Source organism: Sinorhizobium fredii NGR234 (genome assembly GCF_000018545.1).
Classification (GTDB): Bacteria; Pseudomonadota; Alphaproteobacteria; order Rhizobiales; family Rhizobiaceae; genus Sinorhizobium; species Sinorhizobium fredii_A.
On sequence record NC_012587.1, the window covers coordinates 2,291,785 to 2,318,079 of the forward strand.

Annotated in this window: 17 protein-coding genes and 1 pseudogene; 8 read left to right on the forward strand and 10 right to left on the reverse strand. The window is 59.4% G+C overall.

Translation table 11 applies throughout. The features are described from left to right. Positions 1-3: 3 nt before the first annotated feature. The 4 genes from nuoK to NGR_RS22280 form a co-directional block, all read right to left on the reverse strand. On the reverse strand, positions 4-306 hold the full coding sequence (gene nuoK, locus NGR_RS22265) for an NADH-quinone oxidoreductase subunit NuoK (RefSeq protein ID WP_012708741.1): 303 nt from the start codon (positions 304-306) through the stop codon (positions 4-6). Beyond that, positions 306-806, reverse strand: coding sequence for an NADH-quinone oxidoreductase subunit J family protein (locus tag NGR_RS22270; protein WP_012708742.1), 501 nt, complete (start codon positions 804-806; stop codon positions 306-308). Before NGR_RS22270 ends, nuoK begins: the two co-directional genes overlap by 1 nt. A 239-nt stretch (positions 807-1,045) precedes the next feature. Beyond that, entirely contained in the window at positions 1,046-1,930 is an 885-nt protein-coding gene (locus tag NGR_RS22275) for a hypothetical protein (protein WP_012708743.1), read from the reverse strand. A gap of 211 nt (positions 1,931-2,141) precedes the next feature. Next, positions 2,142-4,145 (reverse strand): aldo/keto reductase, encoded by a 2,004-nt coding sequence (locus NGR_RS22280; protein WP_012708744.1) that lies wholly within the window; start codon positions 4,143-4,145, stop codon positions 2,142-2,144. 240 nt (positions 4,146-4,385) lie between these two features. Between NGR_RS22280 and NGR_RS22285 the strand changes: the two genes are divergently transcribed. From NGR_RS22285 to NGR_RS22300, 4 genes are all read left to right on the forward strand, one after another. Beyond that, the gene (locus NGR_RS22285; RefSeq protein ID WP_012708745.1) at positions 4,386-5,282 is read left to right on the forward strand and encodes a helix-turn-helix domain-containing protein; all 897 of its coding nucleotides are present in this window, start codon (positions 4,386-4,388) and stop codon (positions 5,280-5,282) included. Positions 5,283-5,354: 72 nt separating this feature from the next. Continuing rightward, a complete protein-coding gene (locus tag NGR_RS22290; RefSeq protein WP_012708746.1) occupies positions 5,355-5,885 on the forward strand; it encodes a dihydrofolate reductase family protein in 531 nt (176 codons plus the stop codon). A gap of 486 nt (positions 5,886-6,371) precedes the next feature. Next, on the forward strand, positions 6,372-9,791 hold the full coding sequence (locus tag NGR_RS22295; RefSeq protein ID WP_240545162.1) for an STY4851/ECs_5259 family protein: 3,420 nt from the start codon (positions 6,372-6,374) through the stop codon (positions 9,789-9,791). Next, positions 9,788-15,916 carry a DEAD/DEAH box helicase gene (locus NGR_RS22300; RefSeq protein WP_012708748.1) on the forward strand — a complete coding sequence of 2,043 codons (6,129 nt, stop codon included), beginning with the start codon at positions 9,788-9,790 and terminating at the stop codon, positions 15,914-15,916. Before NGR_RS22295 ends, NGR_RS22300 begins: the two co-directional genes overlap by 4 nt. A 77-nt stretch (positions 15,917-15,993) precedes the next feature. On the opposite strand, the gene NGR_RS22305 is transcribed toward NGR_RS22300, so the two are convergent. Both NGR_RS22305 and NGR_RS22310 read right to left on the reverse strand, forming a co-directional pair. Then, positions 15,994-16,758, reverse strand: a complete 765-nt coding sequence (locus NGR_RS22305) for a competence protein CoiA (protein WP_012708749.1) — start codon at positions 16,756-16,758, stop codon at positions 15,994-15,996. A gap of 265 nt (positions 16,759-17,023) precedes the next feature. Beyond that, the gene (locus NGR_RS22310; protein ID WP_012708750.1) at positions 17,024-17,812 is read right to left on the reverse strand and encodes a glutaredoxin family protein; all 789 of its coding nucleotides are present in this window, start codon (positions 17,810-17,812) and stop codon (positions 17,024-17,026) included. Positions 17,813-17,886: 74 nt separating this feature from the next. On the opposite strand from NGR_RS22310, the gene NGR_RS22315 reads away from it, so the two are divergent. After that, positions 17,887-18,270, forward strand: a complete 384-nt coding sequence (locus NGR_RS22315) for a MerR family transcriptional regulator (protein WP_012708751.1) — start codon at positions 17,887-17,889, stop codon at positions 18,268-18,270. A gap of 52 nt (positions 18,271-18,322) precedes the next feature. Continuing rightward, entirely contained in the window at positions 18,323-19,063 is a 741-nt protein-coding gene (locus NGR_RS22320) for a hypothetical protein (RefSeq protein ID WP_012708752.1), read from the forward strand. A 101-nt stretch (positions 19,064-19,164) separates the two neighbouring features. Here NGR_RS22320 and NGR_RS22325 read toward each other — a convergent pair whose 3' ends face one another. From NGR_RS22325 to NGR_RS33870, 3 genes and pseudogenes are all read right to left on the reverse strand, one after another. Then, on the reverse strand, positions 19,165-20,205 hold the full coding sequence (locus tag NGR_RS22325; protein ID WP_240545163.1) for a hypothetical protein: 1,041 nt from the start codon (positions 20,203-20,205) through the stop codon (positions 19,165-19,167). A 219-nt stretch (positions 20,206-20,424) separates the two neighbouring features. Next, complete coding sequence (locus NGR_RS22330; RefSeq protein ID WP_012708754.1) at positions 20,425-21,189, reverse strand: metallophosphoesterase; 765 nt, start codon at positions 21,187-21,189, stop codon at positions 20,425-20,427. 610 nt (positions 21,190-21,799) lie between these two features. Then, positions 21,800-22,979, reverse strand: a pseudogene (locus tag NGR_RS33870) (MFS transporter). A 181-nt stretch (positions 22,980-23,160) separates the two neighbouring features. On the opposite strand from NGR_RS33870, the gene istA reads away from it, so the two are divergent. Continuing rightward, positions 23,161-24,711, forward strand: coding sequence for an IS21-like element ISRsp2 family transposase (gene istA, locus NGR_RS22340; RefSeq protein ID WP_010875060.1), 1,551 nt, complete (start codon positions 23,161-23,163; stop codon positions 24,709-24,711). A gap of 11 nt (positions 24,712-24,722) precedes the next feature. Continuing rightward, entirely contained in the window at positions 24,723-25,499 is a 777-nt protein-coding gene (gene istB, locus NGR_RS22345) for an IS21-like element ISRsp2 family helper ATPase IstB (protein WP_012708757.1), read from the forward strand. Positions 25,500-25,675: 176 nt separating this feature from the next. Here the strand turns inward: istB and NGR_RS22350 are convergent, their stop codons facing one another. After that, positions 25,676-26,275: an NADPH-dependent F420 reductase gene (locus NGR_RS22350; protein ID WP_012708758.1), complete on the reverse strand. Its 600-nt coding sequence runs from the start codon at positions 26,273-26,275 to the stop codon at positions 25,676-25,678. Positions 26,276-26,295: the final 20 nt, after the last annotated feature.

The window sequence follows — 26,295 nt, forward strand, 5'->3', positions numbered from 1 at the left end:
CCGCTATCCTTTCATCACGGTGACGTCGTCGACCTTGAGGGTGGACTTGTTCCGCACGAGGGCAACCAGGATGCCAAGCGCGACGGCAACCTCCGCAGCCGTGATGGCGATGACGAAGATCGCGAAGATCTGCCCCCGGAAATCGGCGTAGTACCGCCCGAAGGCGATGAAATTGATATTGACCGAGTTGAGCAGCAGCTCCAGCGACATCAGCACGACGAGAATATTGCGCCTCAGCAGCACGCCCGCCGCGCCGATCACGAACAGGGCCACGCCCAGCGAGATATGCCACCAGAGCGGCACCATCAGCCCGTCTCCTTTCGCGCCAGAACGATGGCGCCGACGAGCGCTGCGAGCAGGATGACGGAGGCGACCTCAAACGGCAGGAGATAATCGGCGAAAAGCGTCGTGCTGAACTCTCTGATCTGGTCGCCGCCCCCCTTGGCGGCAGGCTCCGTCGCCGAAAAGCGCTCGCTCGACAGCACCAGCACGAGCATCTCCGCCCCGAGCAGGACGAGCAGCACCAGGGCCGGCAGGTTGCCGCCCGGCAGGAATCGCTGCAGCACCGCTTCGCGCACGTCGATCATCATGATGACGAAGAGGAACAGGACCATGATCGCGCCGACATAGACGAAGATCTGGACGACGGCGAGCAAAGGCGCCTCGAGCAGGACGAAGACGGCCGAAATCTGCAGGAAGCAGGCCATCAGTGCCAAGGCGCTGTGGACCGGATTGCGGGCCAGCACCACGATCAGGGCGGTGATCACAGCTACCGCGGCGAACAGAAGAAAGAACCCCTGATCCATCGACGCCGACCCTCCCACGCGAACTGTAACTCGGCGCGAGACGGCCAGATGTGAGGTAGCGCCGCACTTCAGATGCGTTCACAAATTGTGCCCTAGTCTCGGATTTTTCACAAGAATGATTGTCGGCGGAAGTAAACGCGGGGCTGGCCCAAGCATAAGGCAGCCACCACGCCGTTAAGGCGTGCCATGGATTTTGGCACGCCTTCATGTTCTCCTTCCTATGCAGAAAGTTCAACCGCTTACGGCAGCAGGGTCGTGGTCGTCCAGGCCGGACCGTTGCGCTCTTCCTGCTTGAGCGTCGAAGAGCCGAAGTTGTAGCGCAGTCCCGTTGTCAGCGTGTGGCTATTCTCCGGCTCGAAATCGATGCCACCGCTTTCCAGGCTTGCTCGGTCGAAGCGGTATCCTGCGAACACCGTGACAGGCATGAACTCCGGACGGTAGTTGCCGATGACCGAGGCTGTCGTCAGATCAAGATTCGCATCGGCAACGTCGAAGTCGAAGTTGTGCAGCCCGACTTCGCCGTCGATCCGCATGTTGTCGGTAAGATACAGTCGAGCGCCGATCTTTCCGAAATAGTGGTCGGCATCGAGGCCAACGATTTCAGACTTGCCGTAGCCCAGTTGCGTGTATGCGGTACCCACCGCATCGAAATAGGCCGCTTCGATGCCGCCGGAATTGTCGGTGACATCGTCGCTTCCTCCCGCCAGCCCAGACGCAAAACCGGTCCCGAGCCGCGAGCTTTGAAAGAATGCGCCCAATGCATAATCCTGGGTTGGGCGATAGTAGACGTGCGCTGCTCCAAAGGCGTTGTCGTAGTCGGCGTCATCGACGTCGGTCTGGCCATATCCACCGTCGGCCTGGAGGTTCAGGCCGGAGCCGGCGTCGAAATTGACTGCGCCGCGCAGAGCCCAGCCCTTGCTGTCCAAATCGGAGTCTGACGTCTTTCCGGCGTGAAGCTCGCCCTCGACATAGCCGACCACGGGACTTGCTACAGCAGGTGAGGCTTCTTCATACGACGCGCCGCTGTCGGCAGATCCACCAACCAGCGGCCCATCCATGTCGGCAGCTTCAGCACTCATTGCTGAAATCAAGATCGCAGTCGTTGCGAACAGGGCTTGTTTCATGACGATATTCCTAGAGAGAGAATATCGTCACCCTATCCACTCTTGGTTAACCATAACTTTAAGTCCTCTCTCTGCACTGCGTGATACAACCACGGATAAGCATCCTCTAAATCACCCGGCAGGTTCCGTGACCCTCGCAACGGAGAGCCGAGGGGAGCCGACGGCGACGATCTTGGGATCGCTCGCGTCGACCCTGTCCGAGCCCCGGCGATCAGCCTTCCAGCCAACTGAGCTCTTCCGGAGTGAGCGTGATCTCAATGGCCGAGAGGCTGTCTTCGAGCTCCGCGACGGTACGGGGGCCGATCAGCGGGATGACAGGAAACGGTTGGGCGATGACATAGGCGAGCGCGAGGTGAATCGGGCTGCAGCCGCGCTTCCTGGCGAGTTCGATGGCGCGGTCGCGGCGTCGGAAATTGCGGTCGGAATACCAGACACGGACGATTTCCTCATCGTCATGCTTGTCGCGCCCTGCCCGGTCGGTGAAGAAGCCCCTTCCCTGGCTCGACCAGGCGAAGTTGGGAATCTGCCGCTTCTTCAGCCAGTCTTTCCAGCGGTCGTCGGACGCCGCGACGCAGCCGGGCCAGATGGGATCGAGCATCTCCGCCAGCGAGAAGTTGTTGGAAAGAGCGGCCGGCGCGGTCTTGCCGTTTTTCTCGGCATGGGCGATGGCCTCGTCCATGCGTTCGCGTGTCCAGTTGGACCCACCGAAAATACCCCGGATCCGCCCGCGCCGGACCTCGTCGTCCATCGCGTCGACGAATTCGCCGACCGGGATGTCCGGATTGTCGCGGTGCATGAAGTAGATGTCGACATAGTCGGTTTTCAGCCGCTCCAGCGACTGATCCAATTGCCTGGCAATGACGTCCGGATAGCAGAGCGGCGAATGGGCGCCCTTGCCGATCAAGACGATGTCCTCGCGGTTGACCCTGCGGCTCGCATGCCAGTCGCCGAAAATGCTCTCGGTCTTGCCGGCCCGATAGACGAATGCGGTATCGAACACATTTCCGCCAGCTTCGTAGAAGGCATCGAGCGTTAGCGAGGCGGACGCGAAACTCGGGAAGAACTCGAAGCCCAGCGAAACGGTGGAGACCGGCTTGGCCACGCCCGGAATCCGCCGCTTGGGCAGGCTGTTGCCGGCGACGACGGGCGCGCCCGTGATGTTGACGGTCCGCCTCGCGGCCGTCTCAATCCCGTATTCGAGACCGACGGATGCACGCCAGCGGTCGAGGACGCGCAGATTGGCGAGGGTTTCTTCGGCATTCATGCCGGGGAAGCTGAACTCGGTGCGGCCGGCCCGGATCGCCTCGCCCACCGCATCGACCTCGAACGAATAGAGATGGCGCTTCTCCTCGACCTCGATCGTCTCCTGTCCGTCGCCCCTGATGATTTCGATGCGCCCTACCCCGCCGTCTTTGCCGGAGGCGAACCAGAAGTCCTTCACCTCGATGCGGCCCTTCGAACCGATGATGCGCAGCACGTTGTCCTGCTCGGCCATGATCGAGCAGGACACCTCCGCGACGATGTCGTTCGGAAACTTGAGAACCGCCGAGGCCCACTCGTCGACGCCGGACGGCCCCAGCCGGGCAGCCCCGGATACCGTCAGCGGTTCGAGATACGGCTTTTGCTCCTGAGCACCGGCGAGCATGCGCACCATGGAGACCGGATATCCGCCGACATCGAGAATGCCGCCGCCGGCGAGGTCATTGGCAAACAGGCGGTGCTCGGCGCGATAATCGCCCATATCGAAGCCGAAACTGGAGCGGATGATCCGCACCTCGCCGATGGTCCCGTCCCGCACCAGGTCGACGAGACGGGCAGTCTGCGGATGGAACCTGTACATATAGGCTTCGCCGGCGAAGACCCGGGCCTTTGCCGCCTCGTGCAAGATCGCTTGCGCGTCGTAGGCCGAAAGCGCCATAGGCTTTTCGACCAGCACGTGCTTGCCGGCACGCACCGCCTTGATCGCCCATTCGGCATGGCTCGGATGCGGGGTGGCGATGTAGACCGCGTCGATCTCCGGATCCGCGAGAAGCGCGCCGTAACCTTCGACGATGCGCGCCCCCGGAAACCCATCGCCAAGGCCCGGCTTGCCGGGATTGCGGGTGGCGATGGCCGCAAGGCATCCGGTAGCAGAATGGGCAATCCCTTGTGCGAATGTCCGCGCGATGGTGCCGGGGCCGATAATACCCCATCGGATCGGTTGTTCTGAAGTCATGGGATATCCTTTTCGATCGGTCTTGGAAGTGGCGGATTGATCGGCTCAGCCGCTTGCCTTCGGAATCGAATGGAAAGCAGCGTCTGGCGGAAATGCCGACGCGCGGCGGATCGGCGCAGGGAGCGAGAGACGCCCGAAATGCTTGAAACACATTGAAAACCTACCTTTTTCGATTGTAGTTCTTCAGCGGATATGGGGCACATTACCGGCGGGCGAAAATCTGTCTCGTACAGGGGGAATGTGGATTTGGCGGAAAGTAAGATTGTCGAAAGAGTGATCTACCAGCCGGGTATCTGCGGCATCGAGGGCATGCCGACCCGGCTGCATTTCTTCCACGCCCATCCGCCGATCATGCTGTGCGCCCATTGGCATGCGCAGATCGAAGTGAACTACGTGATGCGGGGCTCGGTGCATTACCGCATGGCCGGCCATGATCTCAGGCTCGGCGCCGGGCAGATGTGCATCTTCTGGGGCGGGCAGCCGCACAGGATGGACGCGTCCTCGGATGACTCCATCTATGCCGGCGCGCATCTGCCGCTCGTGCATTTTTTCCGCATGCGATTGCCGCCGGCAATCTCGGCAATGCTCATGGGCGGCGCTACGATGCTGACGTCCGAGACCGATTGTGCCGACGACCGGAACTTTCCGCGCTGGCGCAACTGGGCAAATTCCGGAGACGAAGTGAAGGCCCAGCACGCCGTGGAGGAACTGCTGCTGCGCGTCGAGCGCATGTTCATGGAGCCGTACACGATCGTTTCGACCGACATGGAATGCAAATCCGAGAGCGCCTCGGTCTCGCCCTCGTTCGGCGTCGTGCGCATGTGCGATTTCATCGCTGCGAACTTTCTCGAGGAGATCGATGCGGTCGATATCGCCGCGGCAGCCGGCTTGCACCCGAAATACGCCATGAACCTGTTTCGCAAGTCGACCGGCATGACTCTGATCAAATACGTCACCCTGCTGCGTCTTTCGCGGGCGCAAGCCATGCTGATCAACGGCAACGACAGCGTTCTGCAGGTGGCGATGGACAGCGGCTTCGGTTCGGTGAGCGCCTTCAACAAGGCCTTCCGGCAGATCGCCGGCATGCCGCCTTCGGATTTCCGACGCAACGTGCGCGCCGCGGCGGCAGGTGGGTAGCCGGATTGTAGCCCACTTCATTTCCGCGTACCCTCGGCAGAATTCGAGGGGCGGTGGGGGAGAATATGCCGAATGGCGAGACTCGTCTTTGCATTGAACCAGTCGCTGGACGGCTATGTCGACCACATGGCGTTTGCGCCCGGTCCTGTGCTTTTTCGTCATTTCATCGACGACGTGCGCAGCCTGACGGGCAGTGTGTACGGTCGCCGCATGTATGAGGTGATGCGGTACTGGGACGAAGATCATCCCGAGTGGGACGAGGCAGAGCGTGACTATGCGGCGGCGTGGCGGAGCCAACCGAAGTGGGTCGTATCGCGCTCGTTGAAGTCGGTTGGCCCGAACGCCACTCTTTTCGAGGATGATGTGGAGGCGGCGATACGCGGGCTGAAAGCTCAACTCGGTGGGGAGATTGAAGTTTCCGGACCAGAGCTAGCAGGAAGTCTGACCAAGCTGGGCCTTATCGACGAGTATCGATTGTACCTCCATCCCGTTGTGCTCGGCCGCGGCAAGCCGCTCTTTGCCGACCCACGGCCCCCACTGCGCCTCGTGGCGAGCGATCGAATCGGCGAGGACGTGATCAGGCTGACATACGTTCCAGCATAGTCACGGAATCGGGCGTGGAATTAGACGCCGAACGTTTTATTGGTGATTGTTTTGTGGCCCGCCACAAACCTCTGAGCTGACGCTCTCCGAAAATCAACGACTTAGCTCGATTTGCGCCATATCCATTTGGACGCAACGCCACATACCTCTGACCAAACTGGCCTCGAGCGCCACATCCCTCTGAACCATTCTGTAAAGCTTTGATTCGGAAGTTTAATTTGCGCAGGTAGAATAGCCGAGCAAGCTGAGGCGAAACTGCCCCCTGAACACATCCAGTCGATTGTTGGAGCCGGGCGTGCGAAGTGGAAGACAGTGTTCCCAGTCGCAGTCGCTATGCCTCGGAATATGTTGAATGCCGTTGTGTGCCGATCTGCAATTCGGCCCCATTGAAGCCGGCCGATTTTCACGCCATCCTCAAAGTGTGAACATTGAAGCGAACTCAACTTTAAATAACAATACTGTTCGAATCGCTGGGTGGGGACTGCCGTGCATTTAAACAGCCTCGATGACGATAGTCTCCGCAAAGAATTCGAGCGGTCCTACCATCATCTTTGGGCTCTTGAGCAGCTCAATGACATCTTGAAAAAGCGGTACTCCGATGCGGCGTTCAATCTTCAATTACTGGTAGTCAAGAGACTTCGCGAGCTACGCAACGTGCCTAGCGCCGCTTCTACCCCGAGCGATCCAGCCAGTTCCTGGACTACGGCGTTTCTCAGCAAAAGAAACCTCAAAGCGCCTAACGGTCAGCCGTTCCACCGTTACAGGATGACCGACGAGGAATTCAGCGAAGCTGGGGTCGTGCTCAGGGGGCTCGCTGCCAGGCGGAAGCTGATACCTGACCAGCGGACCGCCTGCGGGGTCTTTGCAGCATTCTGCGCTGAGTGGTTCCGACGGGAGGCAACGTCGACCTTCAGGAAATGGGACGCATTGGCACCCGATATATTTCCGGCCATTCATGGAAACCAGAAGAGAGAGATGGCCGAAAATGGGCTCAGATTCTGGCGACGCCCGCTTCTGAAGATCAACGGCGCGAATGAGTACCTTCTTTCCTTGGCGCTAGAGGGCGGTGTTCCCGTCAAGGTCATTGCGGATGAAGGTGCGGGGTGGCTTAGGGATTATCTGAGGCACCTGCTTCGTTTCGCGCTGGCGGGGCACGAGGTCGCCGCGGTGCGTGGCTATGCCCATGACGAGTCCTATAGGATTAAGCTCAGCTATCGGAACGATGCGTTTGTCGATCTCTGCGCGGAGCTGGCAGCCGAAGTCGCCAAATGGCGAACCGTTGTCGAAAGCGAGGCTATCGCCGGGATCGATCCTGTTTCCTTTTTGGACGCCAAGTACCCAACATGGAAGGATTCCATCCCGGTCTACCTTCCGACAGGCGCGGACTCGGCAGCTCGGGTTCTCCTCACGGGGCTAATCGCGGAAAAGATCGAAGCCTTCTCGAGCCATGGCATCGGATGCGAAAGGTTCCTTAGCTTAGAAGGTGGCGTGTGGCAGCCTGCACTTCGGATACAGGCAACAGGGGACATTCCGATGGGTCGGCTCCCCGGTGTATCGACGGCGACTCGGTGGCGCGCAACACCAGCCGGTATTTTGGCCGACTATCTTCCCAGCCAGTTGGCTTTGTTCGAGCCGCCGTCCGACGACCAGCAGTCCTGGCGGGTCCGCCCTTTGGCTGACCTGAGCCGAATGATAGTCGGGTTCCCACTTTCAGCGACCGTCAGCGTTAACATCACGGCTAACAACAGTGTTCAAGCGTTCGATTGGCCAAACGGCCAGCGAGCTACGTCCGACGTTCTCGTTTTCGATGAAGTAGAATCGTCGGAAACCCCCACCCTACTTCGACTGGTCAAAACGGGGTCATCGAGCCTTCCGTCCAAGAAGCTGTTCGTATTGGTGCCTGCGGCATGGACAATAGAAGGCAGCGACGAAGCCGTCGGACGGATATGGCGGGTGGCTGATCGAAAACTGATCGAGGTGACCGGGACCTGTTACTTATCTGAGGGTGGGGTCACCGAAGGTGGTCGCTATCGCGTTCAAGCGGGGAGTGAACAGCGCGACGAAACGATCGAGCTGACCTCACGTTCCTCGCCGGGGATAAGTACCGCCGGCGATTTCGACGTGATGGAAGCGCCCGTCAGGCTGGTTGTCACCAGGAATGGAGCGCCCCGCCCGATCGAACGGGATGAATTGTTCGTCAGGCAATCCGGAGGACCTTGGAGGGCGCTGCCCGGGGGGGAAATTCCTGACGTCGGCATGGTCGAACTTTCGTGGCGCGACCCGAAATCCAATATTCAGATAGAAAAGCGGCGCATCGCTGTTGTTCCGGCTGGAGCGTCGGTCAAAGGCCTCTTGACGACGCCAACGACCGGGCGGATATCGCTGGCCGAACTCCCCGGATGGACGCTCGCACTTTCCAATGTCGCGAACGCCGTTTCGAGGAATGACGCCGGCAACATTCTTATCGAATTCAGCGGCAAACCAAACTACCGTCTACCGGCACTATTGGAGCCTCCCGAGGGCAAGCCAATCCCGATCCTGGTCCCGGTTGCCGCCCGCGATTCGGTTATCGTGAACGGTGATGGCGAGGTGGTTGATGCCGGGCAGCAAATGGACCTGGCATCTCTTCGCGGCTCGCGGGCGATTTCCTCTCACAAATCGGTCCTGGTGATCTCGCGAAAGGGTTCCAAGTCGCAGGATATCTCAGTTGAGGTGGACGGAGAGTTTGCGATCTCCACGCTCAAGTCGGCGATCGAACAGATCATGGCGAGCGTCGAGCATCAGGATGTCAAGCTCGATATGCATTTCGTTGGTGATTCTCGGCAGCCCATCCGACTTGCGAGGTATCGATGGGATCGCCCGAGGCAAGAACGAGGAGCCGTCATATTTTCTACCGTGGGCGTCGCGGTCTGTCGTCCTGTCCTCGCCCCAGAGGTCGAGCGCATGCTGGACCATTTCCAACCTGATCGATTCAGTCTGCCTGAAGATGTGTATGGTCCCTGCCTAGTTTACCTCCGCGACGGACCTGACATTCTGACCCGGCCACTGCTCCTCATTGGGGCTGCGGAGGTACCTGCGTTTCCTTCGGGGTCGCTGCGCACTGCGCTCTGCCTGAGGAATTACAGTGAACTTCAAACGGCAATCGCGGAGCGGCTGGGAAAGCTCTGGTGTGATCCGAACGCAATTGAGGACCTAGCCTACATCAGGACGCTAGTCGGAAACCTTGACGGCCTACCGCCGACCGCGTTCGAGGCCCTGAAGAACCTCCCGCATCATCCGAAAACCTTGGTTCGGTTGCTGCTGGGGGCAGCTGACGACAAAAGCCGTGTAGCGGTGTGGGGATTGCAGGGACAGTTGCCGTTCATCTGGCTTGGTATCCCCCTTGAGTGCTGGAAATGCGCATTCGACTTTGAGCGGAGCACGATAGAAAATGCACTAGCGCAGGTTCCGGGCTCCGACGAGTTTCGCCTCGAAATCCTAGTTAGGTACTTCCGGGACAAACTCGCAAGCCTGGTCGACATCGAGCCCTCTCTCGCGGCGGTCTTTTCCGCGCTCGACTTTCCCCTCGCGCCCCGCACCAAGCCGCTAGAGAACATTATCGAAGACTTCATCAAAGACCAGCGGTCGCGGGAAACCGAAGACTCGAGCCACGTCGTTCGGGCAGCTCCCCTCGCCCGTCGTGTGTCCGAGCTCGGGCTTGCCGTGCCCAATGGCATAAGTCACCGCTTCAGTCTCGGAGACTTTGACGCGCTTTACGCGCCGATCCTTCTTGCTGCGAGTGCGCGCGGGCTTGCGATCATCGACCCCGACCTCGAAGTTCCACTTCGGGCCGCGCTTCACGAGAACGGTGCTTTCGTCTCCGAAGCCTATCCCCATTTCTTCAATTTCTTCAGGACCAAACAATGAAACCCTTTGAAACGCTGGCTGACATCAGACGTCGATCCGTAGACGCCGTCGTGGCGCAGCTCGGTACCAATAACGAGGCCCTGAACCAGCAACTGCGTTCCATGCTCGGTAGTGAGCGGACCGGAGACGGCTCACTCATTCAAGACCCCGTCATCGAAGGAGCGCACCCTTTCATCACAGCCGCCGAAAGCATGGCTGAAGTCCCGCCAGATGTGCTCCGCCCGCAACTCGTGTCGATCCTGGACGGACTCGATGAGGAAGACGAATATCGGTTTCCAAAATCCAGAAAACCTTTCAGGCATCAGTTGCAAGCCTGGACCAAACTTGCCCAGCCCGGAACCCCGCAATCGGTGCTCGTTACGTCGGGGACTGGCTCAGGAAAAACGGAGTGCTTTCTTTTTCCGATCCTCAGTGATCTCATCAGGCAGACCGAGGGCAACTCGGCAACATTGGAGGGCGTCCAGGCGATCATGCTGTACCCGCTGAACGCCCTCATTGAAAGTCAGCGGGCGCGTTTGTCCGCGTGGACAAGTCCCCTAAAGGGCCGCGTCCGGTATTGCCTCTACAACGGCGATCTCCCCCAGCCGGCTCTCCCAGAAAGCGAACGCAAGGCTTCGCCCGAACGCCAAATCGACAGACATCAGCTTCGCTCTTCACCAGCCCCAATATTGGTGACGAACATTACAATGCTCGAGTACATGCTGGCTCGAGCTGAAGACCAACCGATTATCGAGAAGTCAAATGGGAAACTGCGGTGGATCGTATTGGACGAGGCGCATTCGCTGGTCGGTGCTGCCGCTGCCGAAACAGCACTGCTCATCCGACGCGTCCTGCTCGCATTCAATACCGCCCCTGAGAACGTTCATTTCGTGGCTACCTCGGCAACGATCGGCGATGACCGGGACACCGATGACAAGCTTCGACAGTTTCTGGCCGAGGTCGCGGGCATACCTGACGACCAAGTGCATGTGATCAAGGGTGACCGCACCCTACCCCATCGTCCGAATGCCAAAGCCGACATGCAGATCGATCCATCGGCAGCGACTCCCGCCGAGCTCTACGACTATTTCGGAGGAAAGGAACAGGTCTGGGAATTTATCAAAACGCTCAAGGAAAAACCGCAACCGCTAACGGCGCTGGCAAAAGTCGCCAGGTCCGTCGGTATCGAAACCGAAGACTTCATGTCTCTGCTGGCCGCAGCTGAGAAATCGGACCCGGAGACCGGAGAACCGGAGCGCCTCGCGCCAATGAGGGTGCACAGTTTTGAGCGAGCAATTCCCGGTATCTGGGGATGCGTCAATCCAGACTGCGTCGCTGCACCATCAGGATGGCCGTTTGGGAAGTTGTTTCCCAGCAAATTCGAGAACTGCGACACATGCGGCGCTCCGGTGGTCGAGCTGATCAGCTGTACGGAGTGCGGAGAGCCAATGCTGGAGGCGGAAGAAGACAGGTCGGATGGTAAATTGCGCCCGTCCCGTCGGGGATTGGAGCGAGACGAGTTCCAGTATGAGGCCGAACGCGACGGAGAATTGGACGCCGAGGGCGACGAGGACGATGACGAAGAGGACGGCGACGCATCGCTTGCCCACAAATACATGGCAAAGCAGACCATCCTGTTCGCCGCAACCCCTTCAAAATCCTCCCGTCTTATCTCCCTGTCGACCAAGGATTGGAGCGTGCTTGCTGGTCCGACTACCGACTCCGTCAACTTGAGGTACGAGGAAAAGTCGGTCGCAGAGGGCGTCTGCCCTTGCTGTGGCGTCAATGCGCTGCGCGGCATCGACAATCTGCTTCGACCGGTACGTTTCGGTGCGCCTTTCATGGTCACGGCGGCCGCACCAATACTGCTCGAAGCTGTCGATCCGAAGCCCAACAGCGAACGCACGTTACCATCCTCTGGTAGGGGCCTCATTTCGTTCACTGACAGCCGCCAGGGAACAGCCCGGATGTCGGCGAAGTTCCAAGCGGAGTCCGAGCGGAATTTCGTGCGATCATTCATCTACCATGCGGTGCAAGGTGCACTTGCGGCCGACGAGGACACTCCCGAGGTGGCAAACGTTCGCACCGTTATTGCGCAAATCGAGCCCCTGGTTGGCACGAACCCAGGACTACAGCTCGTATTGGATGGACAACGCGAACAATTGGCGAAGCTGACGAGCGAGAGCGTAATCGGCGTCAACTGGAACGCACTCATAGATCGCCTCGCGAGGCGACCGGAGGTTGAGTTCTGGATGAAGGAAGTCTGGGAACCTCGCGACCCGGATCGCTTCGGCGATGCGCACAAATTGGCGGAATTCCTGCTGTTGCGCGAGCTGTTCAGACGCCCGCGGCGCGCGAACTCGCTAGAGACCCTGGCACTGGCATGCCTAAAATTCCCGTCTGTGGAGCGCATTGCTTCCATGCCGCCGGCGTTCACACGCCGCGGGAAAACGATAAATGATTGGCGTTATTTCCTGACCGCCATCATCAATCACTTCATACGCGCGAAATCGGCGGTGGACGTAGATCGTCGCACGATGCGCTGGATCGCACCTCAGATTAAGTTGCGGCCGCTTCTGGGGCCGGGGCGCTCCAGCGGAGGCGACAAGCGTTATGTGATTTGGCCCAAGGTTCCTCGGAACCTGTCGAGCCTGTCCACGCCTCAGACCCTCCTCATCATGGGGCTGAAGCTCGATATCGCCGACCCGAGCGATCGTGACGACATGCAGGATTGCCTTCAGATGGCGTGGGATCAGCTCCAACAGGTCTTGAACGCCGACCGTGACAATCCCGCGCTCGACTTCTCAAAGTCGGTCGTCGCGCCTGTGACCGACGGCTTCCGATGCCCGATCACTCGCAAGGCAATAGAGATCGCACCTTTCGGCCTCACTCCCTACGTTCGCATCAATTCGGCGGTTTCGAATGCCACTCCGCTCAGGATGCCAGAGATTCCATTCCAGCTCATCGCGCCCGACGATCCAGCATCGGCCAAATCAAAAATCTCGGACTGGCTGAACACCGACGGACGTGTCGCCGATCTCAAGAAGGCGGGCATTTGGATCAACATTTCCGAACGCATTGCGCTCTTCGTCGATTACGCCCGGTCTGCAGAACACTCCGCTCAACAGGAAAGCCAGCGTCTCCGGCAATACGAGACGGATTTCAAGGATGGCCGAATAAATATCCTAAACTGCTCTACGACGATGGAAATGGGCGTGGACATCGGCTCTGTTTCCACGGTGATGATGACAAACGTTCCGCCGTCTATCGCGAACTATCGCCAGAGAGTAGGTCGCGCAGGGCGGCGTAGGCAGCCGTTCTCCATGGCATTCACGTTCTGCCGGGACCGCCCGCTGGATCGCGAAGCCTTTGGAAATCCCTTGGCATATCTCGATCGAGCAATGTCACCTCCCAAGGTCGCCTTGAACAGTCGGCCAATCGTCCAGCGACACGTCAACGCATATCTTCTCCGCCAATACATGCTGGCCAGGGGCGGAGACACTCTCAAGCTGACAATCGGCTCGCTGATGGGATGCCCGATCAAACTGCTGGAAGGTCGGGTCGAAAATGCCCCTGTATCGCAATTCCTGCAATGGCTCGAAGACCCAAGCACCATCCGTGCGACGACCGCGGACTTGAAGACGCTAGTGGCTCGGTCCGTGCTGGAGCAGGACAGCACGCTGGTCGAGGATTGCCGGAAGGCAATGCAGGAGGTTGAGGAGGTTTTTGTCCACGAATGGGAAGGCCTTCGTCAACTTGCACGCGACGAAGGCGAGAACATGAAAGAAGCAGGCCGAGCTCGCATGTCGCTCGAACTCCAGAGGCTTTGCGGCGAATTCCTCCTCAGCGCTCTCGCTGACAGAGGTTTCCTACCGGGACACGGATTCCCCACAAACGTTGTCACGTTCATCCCTCACAGGTCGAAGAAGCCAAAGCAAGATGAACCGTCGATGGACGGTCGCAGACACGCGAGGCTGTCCGGCCCCCAACGATCCCTAGACCTGGCGATCCGCGACTATGCCCCCGGTTCGGAAGTCGTCCTCGACGGCCTCGTGCACCGCTCGGCCGGCGTTCTACTCAACTGGAAAAGACCTGCGACCGAAGAAAAGGTCAGAGAGGTCCAAAGCATTCGCCGGCACTGGTGCTGCTCGCAATGCGGAGCTGCCGAGACCACTCTTCAGGATGTGCGTGTCTGCCGCGAATGTGGTGCGCAGGTACTCAGCGTCGAATACCTGCGGCCCAGCGGATTTGCTGTCGACTTCTGGAAGAAGGAACATGCAGATACCGATCGGATCACATACGTTGCGCCGGAGGAACCCGTCGTATCGATCGCAGAGGAGCCGTGGATCGCGCTCCCTATCCCATCTTTGGGGCGCTTCCGCGGGAGCGGCGAAGGCACCGTGTACTACTCGAATGCCGGGCCGACCAGGAATGGTTACGCGGTCTGTTTGCACTGCGGTCGCGCCGAACCCGAGCTCGATCCCGCTGGTAATTCCGACGAGGCCCGTTCGTTCTCGCCTCTGGATGGACACCGCCCGCTGAGACGGAAAGCAGCCGACGGCGACATCATCTGCGAAGGCGTCGAGAAGAAGTGGAAAATCAAACGGAATCTCGCCCTCGGTTACGAGATCACGACTGACGTCTTCGAGTTGCAACCTTCAACTCGAATTTCCAAAGCGGCGGCGACCGCATTGGTTATCGCCATGCGTGAAGCTCTTGCGCGCTCGCTAGGCGTAGAGGCAGACGAAATGGGTTATTCCGTTCATCGCTCCAAGAACGAACTTGGTGGTGACTGCAATTCTCTGCTCGTCTTTGACAAGAACGCAGGCGGCGCTGGGTTCTCGATTGCGATGGGCTACAACATCGCGAAGGTACTCAAGGATGCGGAGGAAATCCTGGATTGCAGCAGTCCAGGGTGTGTTGACGGCTGCGCAGCCTGCGTTCTTACCTCGGACGCTCCGTTCGAGGACGGAGAATTGGACAGGACTTCAGCCCTCGCCTTCGTTCGCGGCCATCTGAGCTTTGGTGCTGCGGTGGAAGTCAGAGACCGTTTCTCTGATGACACGGTTCTCTCGATCGCGATTACCGACGAAGTCGATCGCGAGCTTAAACGTCGCAATAATCCGCTTTTGAGAATCTACATACCCGAGGATGCCGATCTCGGACAGATACCTTCGTGGTCGGTTATGCAAGACCTGAGCACCTGGTCATACCGTGGATATCGTCTCGCCGTCGTGGTGCCACCCAAGACAGTCGCACGATCAGATCAGGCATCGAAGCTCGTTCTTCAGACGCTGGGACACAGACTATCCGTGGACGACAGGTTCGCGATCCATATCGGCGAGGCACCGATATGCTCAAACGGCGCGAGTGTTCTAGCGACCGTAAGCGGGAATGGCCACACCATGGCTTGGGCGACACATAGCGCTTCATCTCGCTATCCTGGCATCGCCTGGGGACAGCCGGCAGAAGGCTCCATCTTCAGGGGGACCATCCAAGACACCGCGTCCACAAACCCGATTTCACCTTCGGAGCTTCTCCCGCAATCGACTGCGAAGGTGCTTCTTATCGAAAAGAATCTGGATCGTTCGATGAGCCTCTTCGGAACAGGCATGGCAGGGCTCATCCGAACCAATCTAGCGAACCTCGGATTTGAAGCGGACGCCGCGATATCACGAATTGAATATAAGGACCCGTATGTGCGGTCGCCGTTGGTGTCAAAACTGCTTATCGACACGGCAGCGGCATTGTTCAAGTCCTCGACGTCGCCCGTCTTAAAAATCACGACCGCGCCGCCGAAAGCGCCGGTTTCGCCTCCAAAGCATATTTCGAACGACTGGCCCGACGGCCACTTGGTTTCCTCGGTGCAAGCAGAATATGGTCGTCTGAAGAACATTGACGTCCAGGTCAGCCTCGGCGACTGCGGCCATGGTCGATTTATGGAGTTGTCGTTTACCGATGGGCGCGCGGCCACTGTGATTTTCGACCAGGGCTTCGGCGCTTGGACTCCAACAGTCCGGGACAGCCGCACATTGCATGACTTCACGCAGACGCCGTACGCACAAGCGTCGTCGATGCAGAAATCCAATCCAATGCTAGCGAGAAAGGGAGTGTGGCCGACATATGTCGTGCTAAGAGCTGGATAAGCGCGTGGGTGTCCCTCTTGGTACTACCTTGGCGGACCGAAATCCGCCAAGGTAGTACCTCTTGATTTCACGCTGGGTCAGAACCTCCACCGACGGGCATCTTTCCTCGCGCGATATGCCTCGAAACCCGGCAACGCAGACCGACGAGACGGAGGCGGCTTGAGCCTGCCAAACCCGCGTATAGGCGTGCCGGAGAGGAAATGGTCGATGACACTCTGTCTGTGAACGGGCGTCGCGATGACCCGACCGCGGGGGATGTAGGTCAGCCACCAAATCAATCCTGTGGAAGGCAGCCAAGGCGACGAAAAGTCCGCGTCACCGAAATCCAGAAACACGGGGTGACTGCCTCCCCTCCAGCGTCCGATGATCGCAGAGTCCTGATCCGAGAGAAGCCATGAGCGCGCCTTCGTCTCGGCCGATGGTGCATAGGTCAGCGCCTCCTGGAATGACGGCAGATCGCGTTTCAACCGATTGCCGTTCACAATCCACACCATGCGGCCATAGAACGCCTCGCGAGCCGCCCGCTCCTCGGGGGTGATAGCTGAATACTGGAACTCAAGCACACTACCGCTCGCGGACTTGACATCGGCTATGTGGACATCGCCGTTGGACGCGATATGCCTGATCTCCTGCCACTCCGCGGGAAACTGGTTCTTCCAGCCGCGATGCCATTCGGTTTCGGGTTCCCACCAGCGGTCACAGGCGACGGTACTCTTATGTGCCCAGTGGTGCAGTCGTTTGAGACCGCACTTGGGGATCATGGGCGAGGAGCATCCGGGGCAATTCCCGCGAACGCCTGTCGTCGCCTCCAGACGGATTCCTTCTACGAGGGCATACTTCATTGTCATCTCCAAACAGCCATGAGCCGCGCCAAAAACGACGCTTGCTCGGTTCACAAGGGAAAATGGCGGGCGGCTTGGATACCGCTTGGAGGTTCTTCGGGCAGGTTTGGCTGCCTCATCTTCGTAGTCGTCCGGTCCGCCTGACGACTAAGCGAAGACTAGAGGCCTGCCCCCAATAATGCAATGCCGGACCGCTGCGGACATTTACCGATCGGTACTGCTTCCTAGCGTGGAATGGCACCGATCGGTGTTGAGCGCCGGGAGACTACATGGCGTGCCCGACAGGGATGCCGAGCGAAGCTGCAGCCATCCAGACCGCCATCGCGATCATCATCAGGTTTTCCGTCAGCGAGATGAAGCCGAGGGGGACGTTGCTCGCTCCGCCGACACAGGCGCACTTCAGCTCCCTCTTGTCGATGTAGACTGCCTTGAAGACGGATGCGGCTCCGACAGTGCCGATGAAGAACGCCACCGGAACCGATAGCCAGTTCAGCGCGCCGGCTATCATCAGGACCCCGGCCAAGCCTTCGGCATAGGGGTAGATGTAGCTGTACGGAACCCAGCGCTTCGCCAGCAAGTCATAGTTCAGGAACATCGTTGCGAAACTCTCGACGTTCTGGAGCTTCAGCAGGGCAAGGACGACCATCGAGAAGGCGATGAACCATTCAGCCGCCCGCAGTGTGAACGGGCTGCCTTCGGCCACGTAGCTGGCGGCCATTGCCATCAAGGCGGTCAAAGCAAACAGGACGATCACAGGGCGGTAGCTGGTGGCCTTGGTGTCCGCGACGGGTTTCCCAAGGAACCTGCGAAGGTCGTCGTACCCTCCGACCCTTTGTTCTCCGATGAAAACCTGCGGTGTCGTCGCCACTCCGTGCTGTGCCTTGAAGGCGTCCGTCTCTTCGCGCGTCGTCAGGTGGCGGTCGTCGACTTCATAGCCCGAACGCTTCAGCAAGTCCTTCGCCTTCAGTCCGTACGGGCAGGTATGCTCCGCCATCACCATGCGATACAGCACGGCCTTCTTGGAAAGATTTCCGGGGTTTGTCCTGTCCAACATTTCACGGCTCCTCACTCTTGTGAAACAGTTGGCACGACAATACGTTCCGTACCATGGTACGGAGTCAATAAGCCATGGAAATGACGATCGGAAAATTTGCGGCAGCCGGACAGGTGGGTGTGGAGACGATCCGCTACTATCAACGGCGGGGGTTGCTGGCCACGCCGCGACGTTCTGAGGGAGTGCGCCACTACGGCGACGGAGACGTGCGCCGGCTGCTGTTCATAAGGCAGGCCCAGGCGGCGGGTTTCACCCTTGAAGAGATCAAGGAACTGCTCGATTTGGATTCCGGCGAGGACAGAGAACGAGCCCGCCATCTTGCCAAGAACCGAATCAATGCCCTGGACACCAGGATCGCCGAGCTTCAGCGCGCGCGGGAGGCATTGCAGCGCCTCGTCGGGGAATGCGCGACGGGCAAGTCAGGTCCTTGTCCGATCCTGGAATCCTTCGAATTGTAAATGCCACCTCGATGACCAGGATGGGCGAGATCATGACAAAAGGAAACGATACGTGATTGATGACGGCTTGGAGGCGCTGAGGGCGGAAATCGGACTTAGAGAAATAGCCTCGCTGGTGGAGCGGACGGCAAGGTGGGTTGCCCCGGAGACATTTCGATATTTGCCAGTGTGGTACCCGGAACATGCGCGACGGAAGCTGTTCTACAATGCGAACTGGTCGGAACCGCGCATCAACACCAACCGGGTCAGCAAGACCAAGGTCCACAAATTCGAAGGGAACATCAACGCGAATGAAGCGCTGACTAGGGCGCTCGGTCTTCGCAAGAAGAACCGGCCGAATTGGTCGTGCTGCCATTTATGGGGTGTCGACGATGCCAAATATCAGAAGTCGAACGACGTGGTCGCGGATCACCGCTTTTACTCCTGCATCGCCAACATGGTCCTTTTGCCGACTCCGCTGAAGGCATTCACCGATACTATGCCCGAGATTAAAGCGATGCTGCGACTTTGTGCGCGCAACCTTTACGGTTGGCAATGCGATCACGAGACCCTGGAAGCCACCAATAAGGCCCTTGATGCATGGAGCGAATGGTCAGCGTGGCCCAACAGCTGGCCGAGGCAGGGCGAAGAGAAGCGCCCGCTTGGCACCATACCATTTTCAGAAGAAATCAAGGCAGACGCAGATCGAAGGCTCGCGACGATCCGTCGCGACCTCGTAGAAGCGGGACAATTCTATCCTCGTGAGGAGGTCCGTAGCGCGCTCAATTATTGGCGGATTGCGGAGGCGGGGTAACCACGACATCAAGGCAAGACGATCGCGTCACGTGCAGTGGCCTTCCGAACAACAATGTCCTGCATGCTTCCCCACGATCGCATTGCTATGAACTTCTTGTCCTACTCGTTGACGAAGTAATACCCGTCCATCCGTTGCTCCCTGACGTCGCGAAACGGGTTGTTCAACGCCAGAAGAGCATCGAACTCGGGATCGCGCTCCCAGGGTTCGGCAATCAAGCACCAATCCAGATGCAGGAACTCACCATCCTTCGAAACGAGGACCCCGATACCCCGGCCGGCCTCGCTCATATATTTTGCGGCTGCCGTCAGGCTCTGGAGGCCTGTGCTCCTTGCCAGTTCCCCTTCAGGTCCTGTTGTCGGCCTCCCAGGAGGGAAAGGCGAAAACATGAAACTGCAATCCGTGGCCGGGAAATAGAACCTGTAGGGCCGTTCGAACCGCCCGCCCTTGGCGGCTTCGATCGACAAGTCCAGCCTTTGCTTGGCAGCTCTCCACGCCGACCTCGGAAGCTTTGCGAACTCGAGCAGGATGCGGGAGTAGTCAGCGCTATCGTCAGGCTTTTGAATGTGATCGGCGAGACGGTTCATGATCGGAGAAAGGTCGGACTGCTCGGCGTCGTCCACCAAGCGATCCAGCGCTTTATGTGATGATGGCGATGGAAGCGCTTCATCGGACAGGTAAGCCGCCAAGACATCAGCCTCAACAACCGCCACCTTCGCCTCGGTGAGCGCGAGAAGCGCCTTCTGGCGGTATTCAAGGTAGCGGCGGATTTCCTCGGGAACCGCGAGCGTCTTGACGACTAGGCTGTAGTCGTTCCGCTCAAAAATGTGGATGAATCCCGCAGTCTCACTGTCGTGGTACTGAGTGCGTCGACATTCATCCGGCAACGAAGGGCCAGCGGCGTAAAGGATGATCTTTTCAATGTGGCGGAGATCACGGCCGCGAACGTGATAGCGTTTACCGCGTCCGTTCGCGATTGAAATTGCTTCGTGTTCTTTGAGGAACCGGAGGGAGTCCTTGATTTGACTGACGGCCTTCCGTCGGACCGCGTCCTTGAACCAGCGTTTTTCCGTCTCGGGATCGTCTGTCGGTTTCGCGCGCTCCTTCATCTGAATGACGAAGGCTGTTTCACCGAGCCACACGAAGCTGTCGGCGAGTTCCAGCTCCTGACCCGGTCGCGGCGAAACTGGTTCTGCGAGAACGTGAATTCTTCCCAGAAGGTGGAGCCATTCAGTTGAGCAGTGAATCCTCGAGGGTCATGAAGTGCCATACGCTGGAGATGGGGCGTCTGCCTGCATATAGGTTCATCAAACGAGTAGCTCAACTCTGCCGCGAGGTAGCACCCGCGATATCACGATAACCTAGATTTCGATGACGAGCTGCGGATCGAAGCCGATCCCCTCCCCGGGATAGCCGCGCGGATTGGCTAGCACTCTCGTCCCCCCGACCCGGTAATCAACCCTCTTGTGAACGTGACCATGCACCCACAACGCTGGCTGCCCATCGACGATCAGGTCCTCCAAATTGGTGGCGTAGCAGGCGGAGAGCGGATCGCCCCGGAACTCGGCTGGAATCGATCTGGGCGACGGGGCGTGATGGGTTAGGACGACCGTATACCAGGCCGTGGCGTTCTCCAGCGTGGATTTGAGAAACGCCCTGGACTCGTGATGCTTTCGGTAAGCATGGATCGGCTTGAACTTCCGATAGGGAAGCTTGGAAAACTTGATCTTCTTGTAGTCGTTCATCCCGCTCTGGGCGGCCGCCATCGCCAGTTCGGGATCGCCCCCGTTGAGGCGGAAGTCGGTCCACAGGGTCGCCCCTACAAACCTGACGCCTCGGATGTCTACGGTCTCGTTTTCGAGCCAATGGATGTTGGGATAGCGGTCTCGCAGCGAGCGCGCATCGCGGATGCTCTCCTGCACGGAGCCTCCATAGTATTCATGGTTCCCTGCCGTGAACACGACAGGCATCGAGGAAGGGATGTTGGTCGCCAACCATTCGATGCTCCGGACGATGCCGCGTGTCAAAAGATCGCCCGCGCAAACCAGGACATCGGCATCAGGAGGCGGCACAACGAAGGGTTGGCCGAATTCCAAATGCAAGTCGGAAATGATCCAGAGTTTCACGCTTCGACACCTTCCTGAGTTGGAAGCGTCGTCTGAACCTGATCGTCTACCGAAAGCCGGATGACTTCTGCGCTTTCAGGCCACATCTGCTGATTTTGATCTCTTGATGCCATTCCTGACCTCGATACGATAACTGCCGCCTCCGCTTGCGCGGTCGAACGTCAAAGTACTCGTATCGGAAACAGGACAGCTTTGATCATGACAAGAACATTTAGAGAACATCCGTTCTCCCGTCAAGAGCGTTCGGGGATGTCGAGTGGCTAGCCTGATTGATTTTGTCCGGATGGGACCTGTCAGCGCTTGCCGGATGGCTACACTGAGCTCAAGGTGCGCTGGGCCGGATATAAGGAGATCACGATGGCTCGGCCGTCACGCCGTAAGAAGACCCGCCGCAAGGAACCGTCGTTGGGTTCTGCCTTGAACGAGGTAGGATTCAAACCACTCGGCCGTCGGATAAAGATTAAGCAGGGCATCGATCAGGTGAAGCTCCGCTTACGCTTGATTGCAAACACCTAAGCAGCGCTCCTGAGGAGCACACACTGCTCTCCTGCGAGGGCAGTGTGTGCCTGTTGACCGTCGCGTCTCATTGGATGGTGGGGAGTACGGCGCTCTATTGTTTTCCGGTAGACGCGCCGACTAAAAGGGCGGTCAGCAAGGCGGCCACGCCTCCTATCACCAGAGCGCTTGCGACCCCAAAATGATCGACGGCCAGACCTCCAACCAGAGCACCTGCTCCAATGGCGAGCTGCGCAGTCGAAACGAACAAGGCTGCCACGCTTTCGAGCTGGTCGGGCGCAGAGCTGAACATATAGGTTTGCATGGCAATCGGAAGCATCCCGAAGCCGAAGCCCCAGGCGAGCGTCCAGATCGTTGCGGCCAAGGCGCTATCCCCTGTTATCGCGAGGCCAAACGCAGACAAACTGATCAACGCAGCAGTCCCCGACACAGAGAGTCGCAAGTTCCTACCTACGGCCCAGCCGCCGAACAGATTTCCGATGAAGCCGGCAATACCGTATCCGAGAAGCAGCGCGCTGAGCACGGCCGCGTCGATATGCGAGACCCGATTGAGAAAAGGCGTGATGTAGGTGTAGGCGGCGAATTGCCCTATGAATATCAGGACAGCGGCAAGCAGGCCTACTTGCGTCTTTCTGTTTCGAAGGACCGCGGGGACTTGGGCCAACCCGGATGACTGCTGTGGCTTGATCGAGGGCAAGAGCACCAGGAGCGCAGCAACGACGAAAATGGCTACTCCAGACGCCAGACCAAAGACGCCAACCGAGCAGATTCCCGACGAGTGCGCCCGCCGGCACCCCGGCGACCGTTCCCAGCGACACCCCGGAATAGATCAGAGACGTCGCACGTCCGCCCTCCGCTCCGGGGCGAAGGCGCGGACCAAGTGATCCCCCGATCGTCCAGAAGCCACCGACTCCGATCCCCAGTAGAACTCGGCCAAACATCAGCGCCTGGAAACTGGTCGCCATCGCAACAATTGCATTTGACAGCACGAGCAGACCCAAAAGTAAGACCAGAACGTGCTTGCGGTCGAACCGACCCGCAAGGCCTATCGTGAGAGGGGCGGCGATGGCGGCGAGGATGCCCGGCGTCGTCACCATCAGGCCAGCCTGCCCCTCGCTGATTCCAATGTCCGCTGCGATCTGCGGCAGCAGTCCAACGGGTAGGAATTCCGTGGTGACGAGAGCGAATGCGCCAACTCCGACGCTGGCAACTGCGGCCCAGGACGCGAGTGGCGCATGCGCACGAGTTTGCGCATAGCTGGGCGAAACAGGCATATCTGCGGGTTTCGGCAAAGTCCGGACAGGATTTCCGGTAATCTCCGGACACAGTTTTCAGTAATTCCCGGACAGCGATTCCGCTAAATCCCGGACAGTTTCCGGCGGCGGTTTGACGGGTTGGTTCGCGGCTGCGCCGTCTTGTTGGTTAGGCCTCTCACGACAACGTTGAGAGGGGCCGATGCCGAGACGGAAGCAAGCAAGACGAACGACAGTGAGGGATATCCGGACTATTCTGCGCCTGACCCATGAAGAGGGTCTTTCGGTGCGCGAGATTGCCGAGCGGCTGAAGATCGGCAAGAGCTCGGTATCGACCTATTTGCTGCGATCTCGGGAAGCCGGGCTTTCGTGGCCGTTGCCAATCGGCGCGGACGAGGATGCAAAGCTGGAGCGGCGGCTGTTCGGCCGAGCCGGTCGACCGCCGCGCGATCTCAGCGAGCCGGACTGGGCGCTGGTGGTTCGGGAGCTGAAGCGCAAAGGCGTGACGCTGACGCTTCTATGGCAGGAATACCGCGCCAGCCATCCTGATGGTTACGGCTTCACCTGGTTCTGCGAGCAGGTTGCCGCCTTTCGGCAGCGCACCAGTGTAGCGTTCCGCAATCGGCACGCGGCGGGCGCCGTGATGCAGACCGACTATGCCGGGCCGACGGTGCCGGTGATCGATCCGGCAACCGGTGTCATCCATCCGGCCCAAATCTTTGTCGCGGTGCTGGGCGCCTCCAACCTGACCTTCGCCCATGCCAGCTTTAGCCAGCAGTTGCCGGATTGGATCGACGGTCAGGTGCGTGCTCTGACCTTCTATGGTGGGGTCACCAAGGCAATCGTGTGCGACAACCTCAAATCGGGGGTGGCCAAGGCCCTTTGGTTCGAGCCGACATTGACTGCGACGTTCGCCGCCATGGCGGAGCATTACGACACCACGATCCTGCCGACCCGCAGCAGGAAACCGCGCGACAAAGGCCGGGTCGAAGGCGCGGTATTGATCGTGGAACGCTGGATTCTGGCCCGGCTCAGGAACCGTACCTTCTTCTCGCTTGCCGCCCTCAACACGGCGATTGCCGAATTGCTCGAGGACCTGAACAACCGGACGATGCGCCATGTCGGCAAAAGCCGCCGCGAGCTGTTCGAGGAGATCGAGCGGCCAGCCTTGAAGCCCTTGCCGGCGATACCGTTCGAATATGCGGAATGGAAGTCGGCGAAGGTCCATCCGGACTATCATGTCGAGGTCGACAAGACCTTCTACTCGGTGCCGCATCGGCTGATCGGATGCACCCTCCAGGTGCGGCTCACCCACCGGGTGGTCGAGATCTTCCACGACCACCAGCGTGTCGCCAGCCATGTTCGCCGCTCCCAGCGTTCCGGCCACGTCACCGTCAACGACCATATGCCCAAGGCGCATCAGCGCTATGCCAACACCACGCCGGCCAATCTGATCGGCCGTGCGACCCAGATCGGCCCCAATGCCGCCATCCTGGTCGAACGCATGATGCGCGACAGGCCGCATCCGGAACAGGGATACCGCTCGGCCATGGGCATTCTGTCGCTGGCGCCGCGCTATGGATCCCAGCGCCTCGAGGCGGCCTGTGAGCGGGCGCTCACCATTAATGCCATCACCTATTCCTCCGTCGCCTCCATCCTCAAATCCGGCCTCGACCGGGAAAGACCGCAGGCTGAACACGCGGCCCCCACGCCTGCGCATACCAATATCCGTGGCCGATCCTACTACCAGTGAAGGAAGCAAGAATGCTGACGAACCCCACCCTCGACCAGATGCAGGCCCTCGGGCTGACGGGCATGGCCGCCGCCTGGCGCGAATTGACCGAGCAGTCCGGCACCAATGAGCTCAGCCGCGATGAGTGGCTCGGACTGATGCTCGACCGCGAAGTCACCCTGCGCGCCGACAAGCGCATCCGTAACCGGCTCGCCTCCGCCAAGCTACGCTTTGCCCAGGCCTGTATCGAAGATATCGACTTCGCCGCCGCCCGCGGTCTCGACCGGCGCAACACCATGGCGCTCGCCCAGGGGCAATGGCTCACCGCCCACGAGGGCCTGATCATCACCGGCCACACCGGCACCGGCAAGTCATGGCTGGCCTGTGCCTTCGGCAGGCAAGCGGCCAGGCTCGGTCACTCCGTGCTCTATGTGCGCGTGCCCCGAATGTTCGAGGAGCTCGCGCTTGCCCGCCTCGACGGCTCCTTCCCCCGCCTCATCGACAGGCTCACCCGCGTCCAGCTCCTCATCCTCGATGACTTTGGAACCCATACGCTCTCCGATCAGCAGCGCTTTCACCTCTTCGAAATCGTCGAGGAGCGTTATCAGCGAAAGTCCACCCTGATCACAGCTCAGGTTCCCGTGGCAAGCTGGCACGACCTTATTGCCGACAGCACGGTCGCCGACGCCATACTCGACCGTATCGTCCACAATGCTCACCGCATCACCCTCCGGGGCGAGAGCATGCGAAAGCAAAAAAGCGCACCCCTCTTGACTGGGGCAGAAAACGGCGAAATCAATCAGCCCTGATGCTAACCAGGCTGCCGAGGACCAACCGCATCAAACTGTCCGGACTTTAATGAAATTGCTGTCCGGGATTTAGCGGAATCAATGTCCAGTTTTTGCGAAGCGCGCACATATCCATTTGAAAGTCCCTTATCAGTGAGAACGTTCGGCCGGAGGAACGAGCTTCCGGCCGAGGTTCGTCATCCAAACTTCACGAGGTTGAGTGCGGGGAGCGGACCACCGGGGAACTGCACGAGCTTTCCACCGACCGAGACCGGACCGAGATCGACCCCGGCGAAGCCCAATTTGGCGATCAGCGCACCAACTTCGGCCTTCGACCTCGCGTCATCTCCCGAGTAAAAGAGGACACGGCTTCCACCCTCGGCACGCGGATCGCCAGAGAGCAGATGCGGAGGAAGATGGTTGAACGCCTTTACGACGCGAGCGCCTGGCACCAGGTCGGCGAAAACTTCGGTCGACAATCGCCCATTGAGTTCCGCTGGCTGGAAGAGAGGACGCTCGATCGGGTTGTTGGCGTCGATAACGATGCGCCCGGCCCAATCAGAAAGACCCGCCAATGCCTTGGGCAACTTCGACCACGGCACGGCGACCAGCACGAGATCGGCCTTGGCCGCTTCCTCGACGGTGCCTGCCGTGATGTGTGGCGTAAGTTCGACCGCGAAGTCCCGCAATGTGTCGGGACCACGGCTGTTGGAGATCGTTGCGGCGATACTGTTCCGGGCAAGCGCGCGGGCGAATGCGGAGCCGATCTCGCCGGCTCCAATGATACCGATAGACATTGGAAGTCTCCAGGTTGGGT

Coding starts and splice junctions, on each gene's coding strand:
- NGR_RS22305 (WP_012708749.1), bottom strand. CDS start 16,758: ATGAAGTATGCCCTCGTAGAAGGAATCCGTCTGGAGGCGACGACAGGC.
- NGR_RS22270 (WP_012708742.1), bottom strand. CDS start 806: ATGGATCAGGGGTTCTTTCTTCTGTTCGCCGCGGTAGCTGTGATCACC.
- istB (WP_012708757.1), top strand. CDS start 24,723: ATGCTGACGAACCCCACCCTCGACCAGATGCAGGCCCTCGGGCTGACG.
- NGR_RS22350 (WP_012708758.1), bottom strand. CDS start 26,275: ATGTCTATCGGTATCATTGGAGCCGGCGAGATCGGCTCCGCATTCGCC.
- NGR_RS22290 (WP_012708746.1), top strand. CDS start 5,355: ATGGCGAGACTCGTCTTTGCATTGAACCAGTCGCTGGACGGCTATGTC.
- NGR_RS22275 (WP_012708743.1), bottom strand. CDS start 1,930: ATGAAACAAGCCCTGTTCGCAACGACTGCGATCTTGATTTCAGCAATG.
- NGR_RS22300 (WP_012708748.1), top strand. CDS start 9,788: ATGAAACCCTTTGAAACGCTGGCTGACATCAGACGTCGATCCGTAGAC.
- nuoK (WP_012708741.1), bottom strand. CDS start 306: ATGGTGCCGCTCTGGTGGCATATCTCGCTGGGCGTGGCCCTGTTCGTG.
- istA (WP_010875060.1), top strand. CDS start 23,161: ATGCCGAGACGGAAGCAAGCAAGACGAACGACAGTGAGGGATATCCGG.
- NGR_RS22315 (WP_012708751.1), top strand. CDS start 17,887: ATGGAAATGACGATCGGAAAATTTGCGGCAGCCGGACAGGTGGGTGTG.
- NGR_RS22280 (WP_012708744.1), bottom strand. CDS start 4,145: ATGACTTCAGAACAACCGATCCGATGGGGTATTATCGGCCCCGGCACC.
- NGR_RS22310 (WP_012708750.1), bottom strand. CDS start 17,812: ATGTTGGACAGGACAAACCCCGGAAATCTTTCCAAGAAGGCCGTGCTG.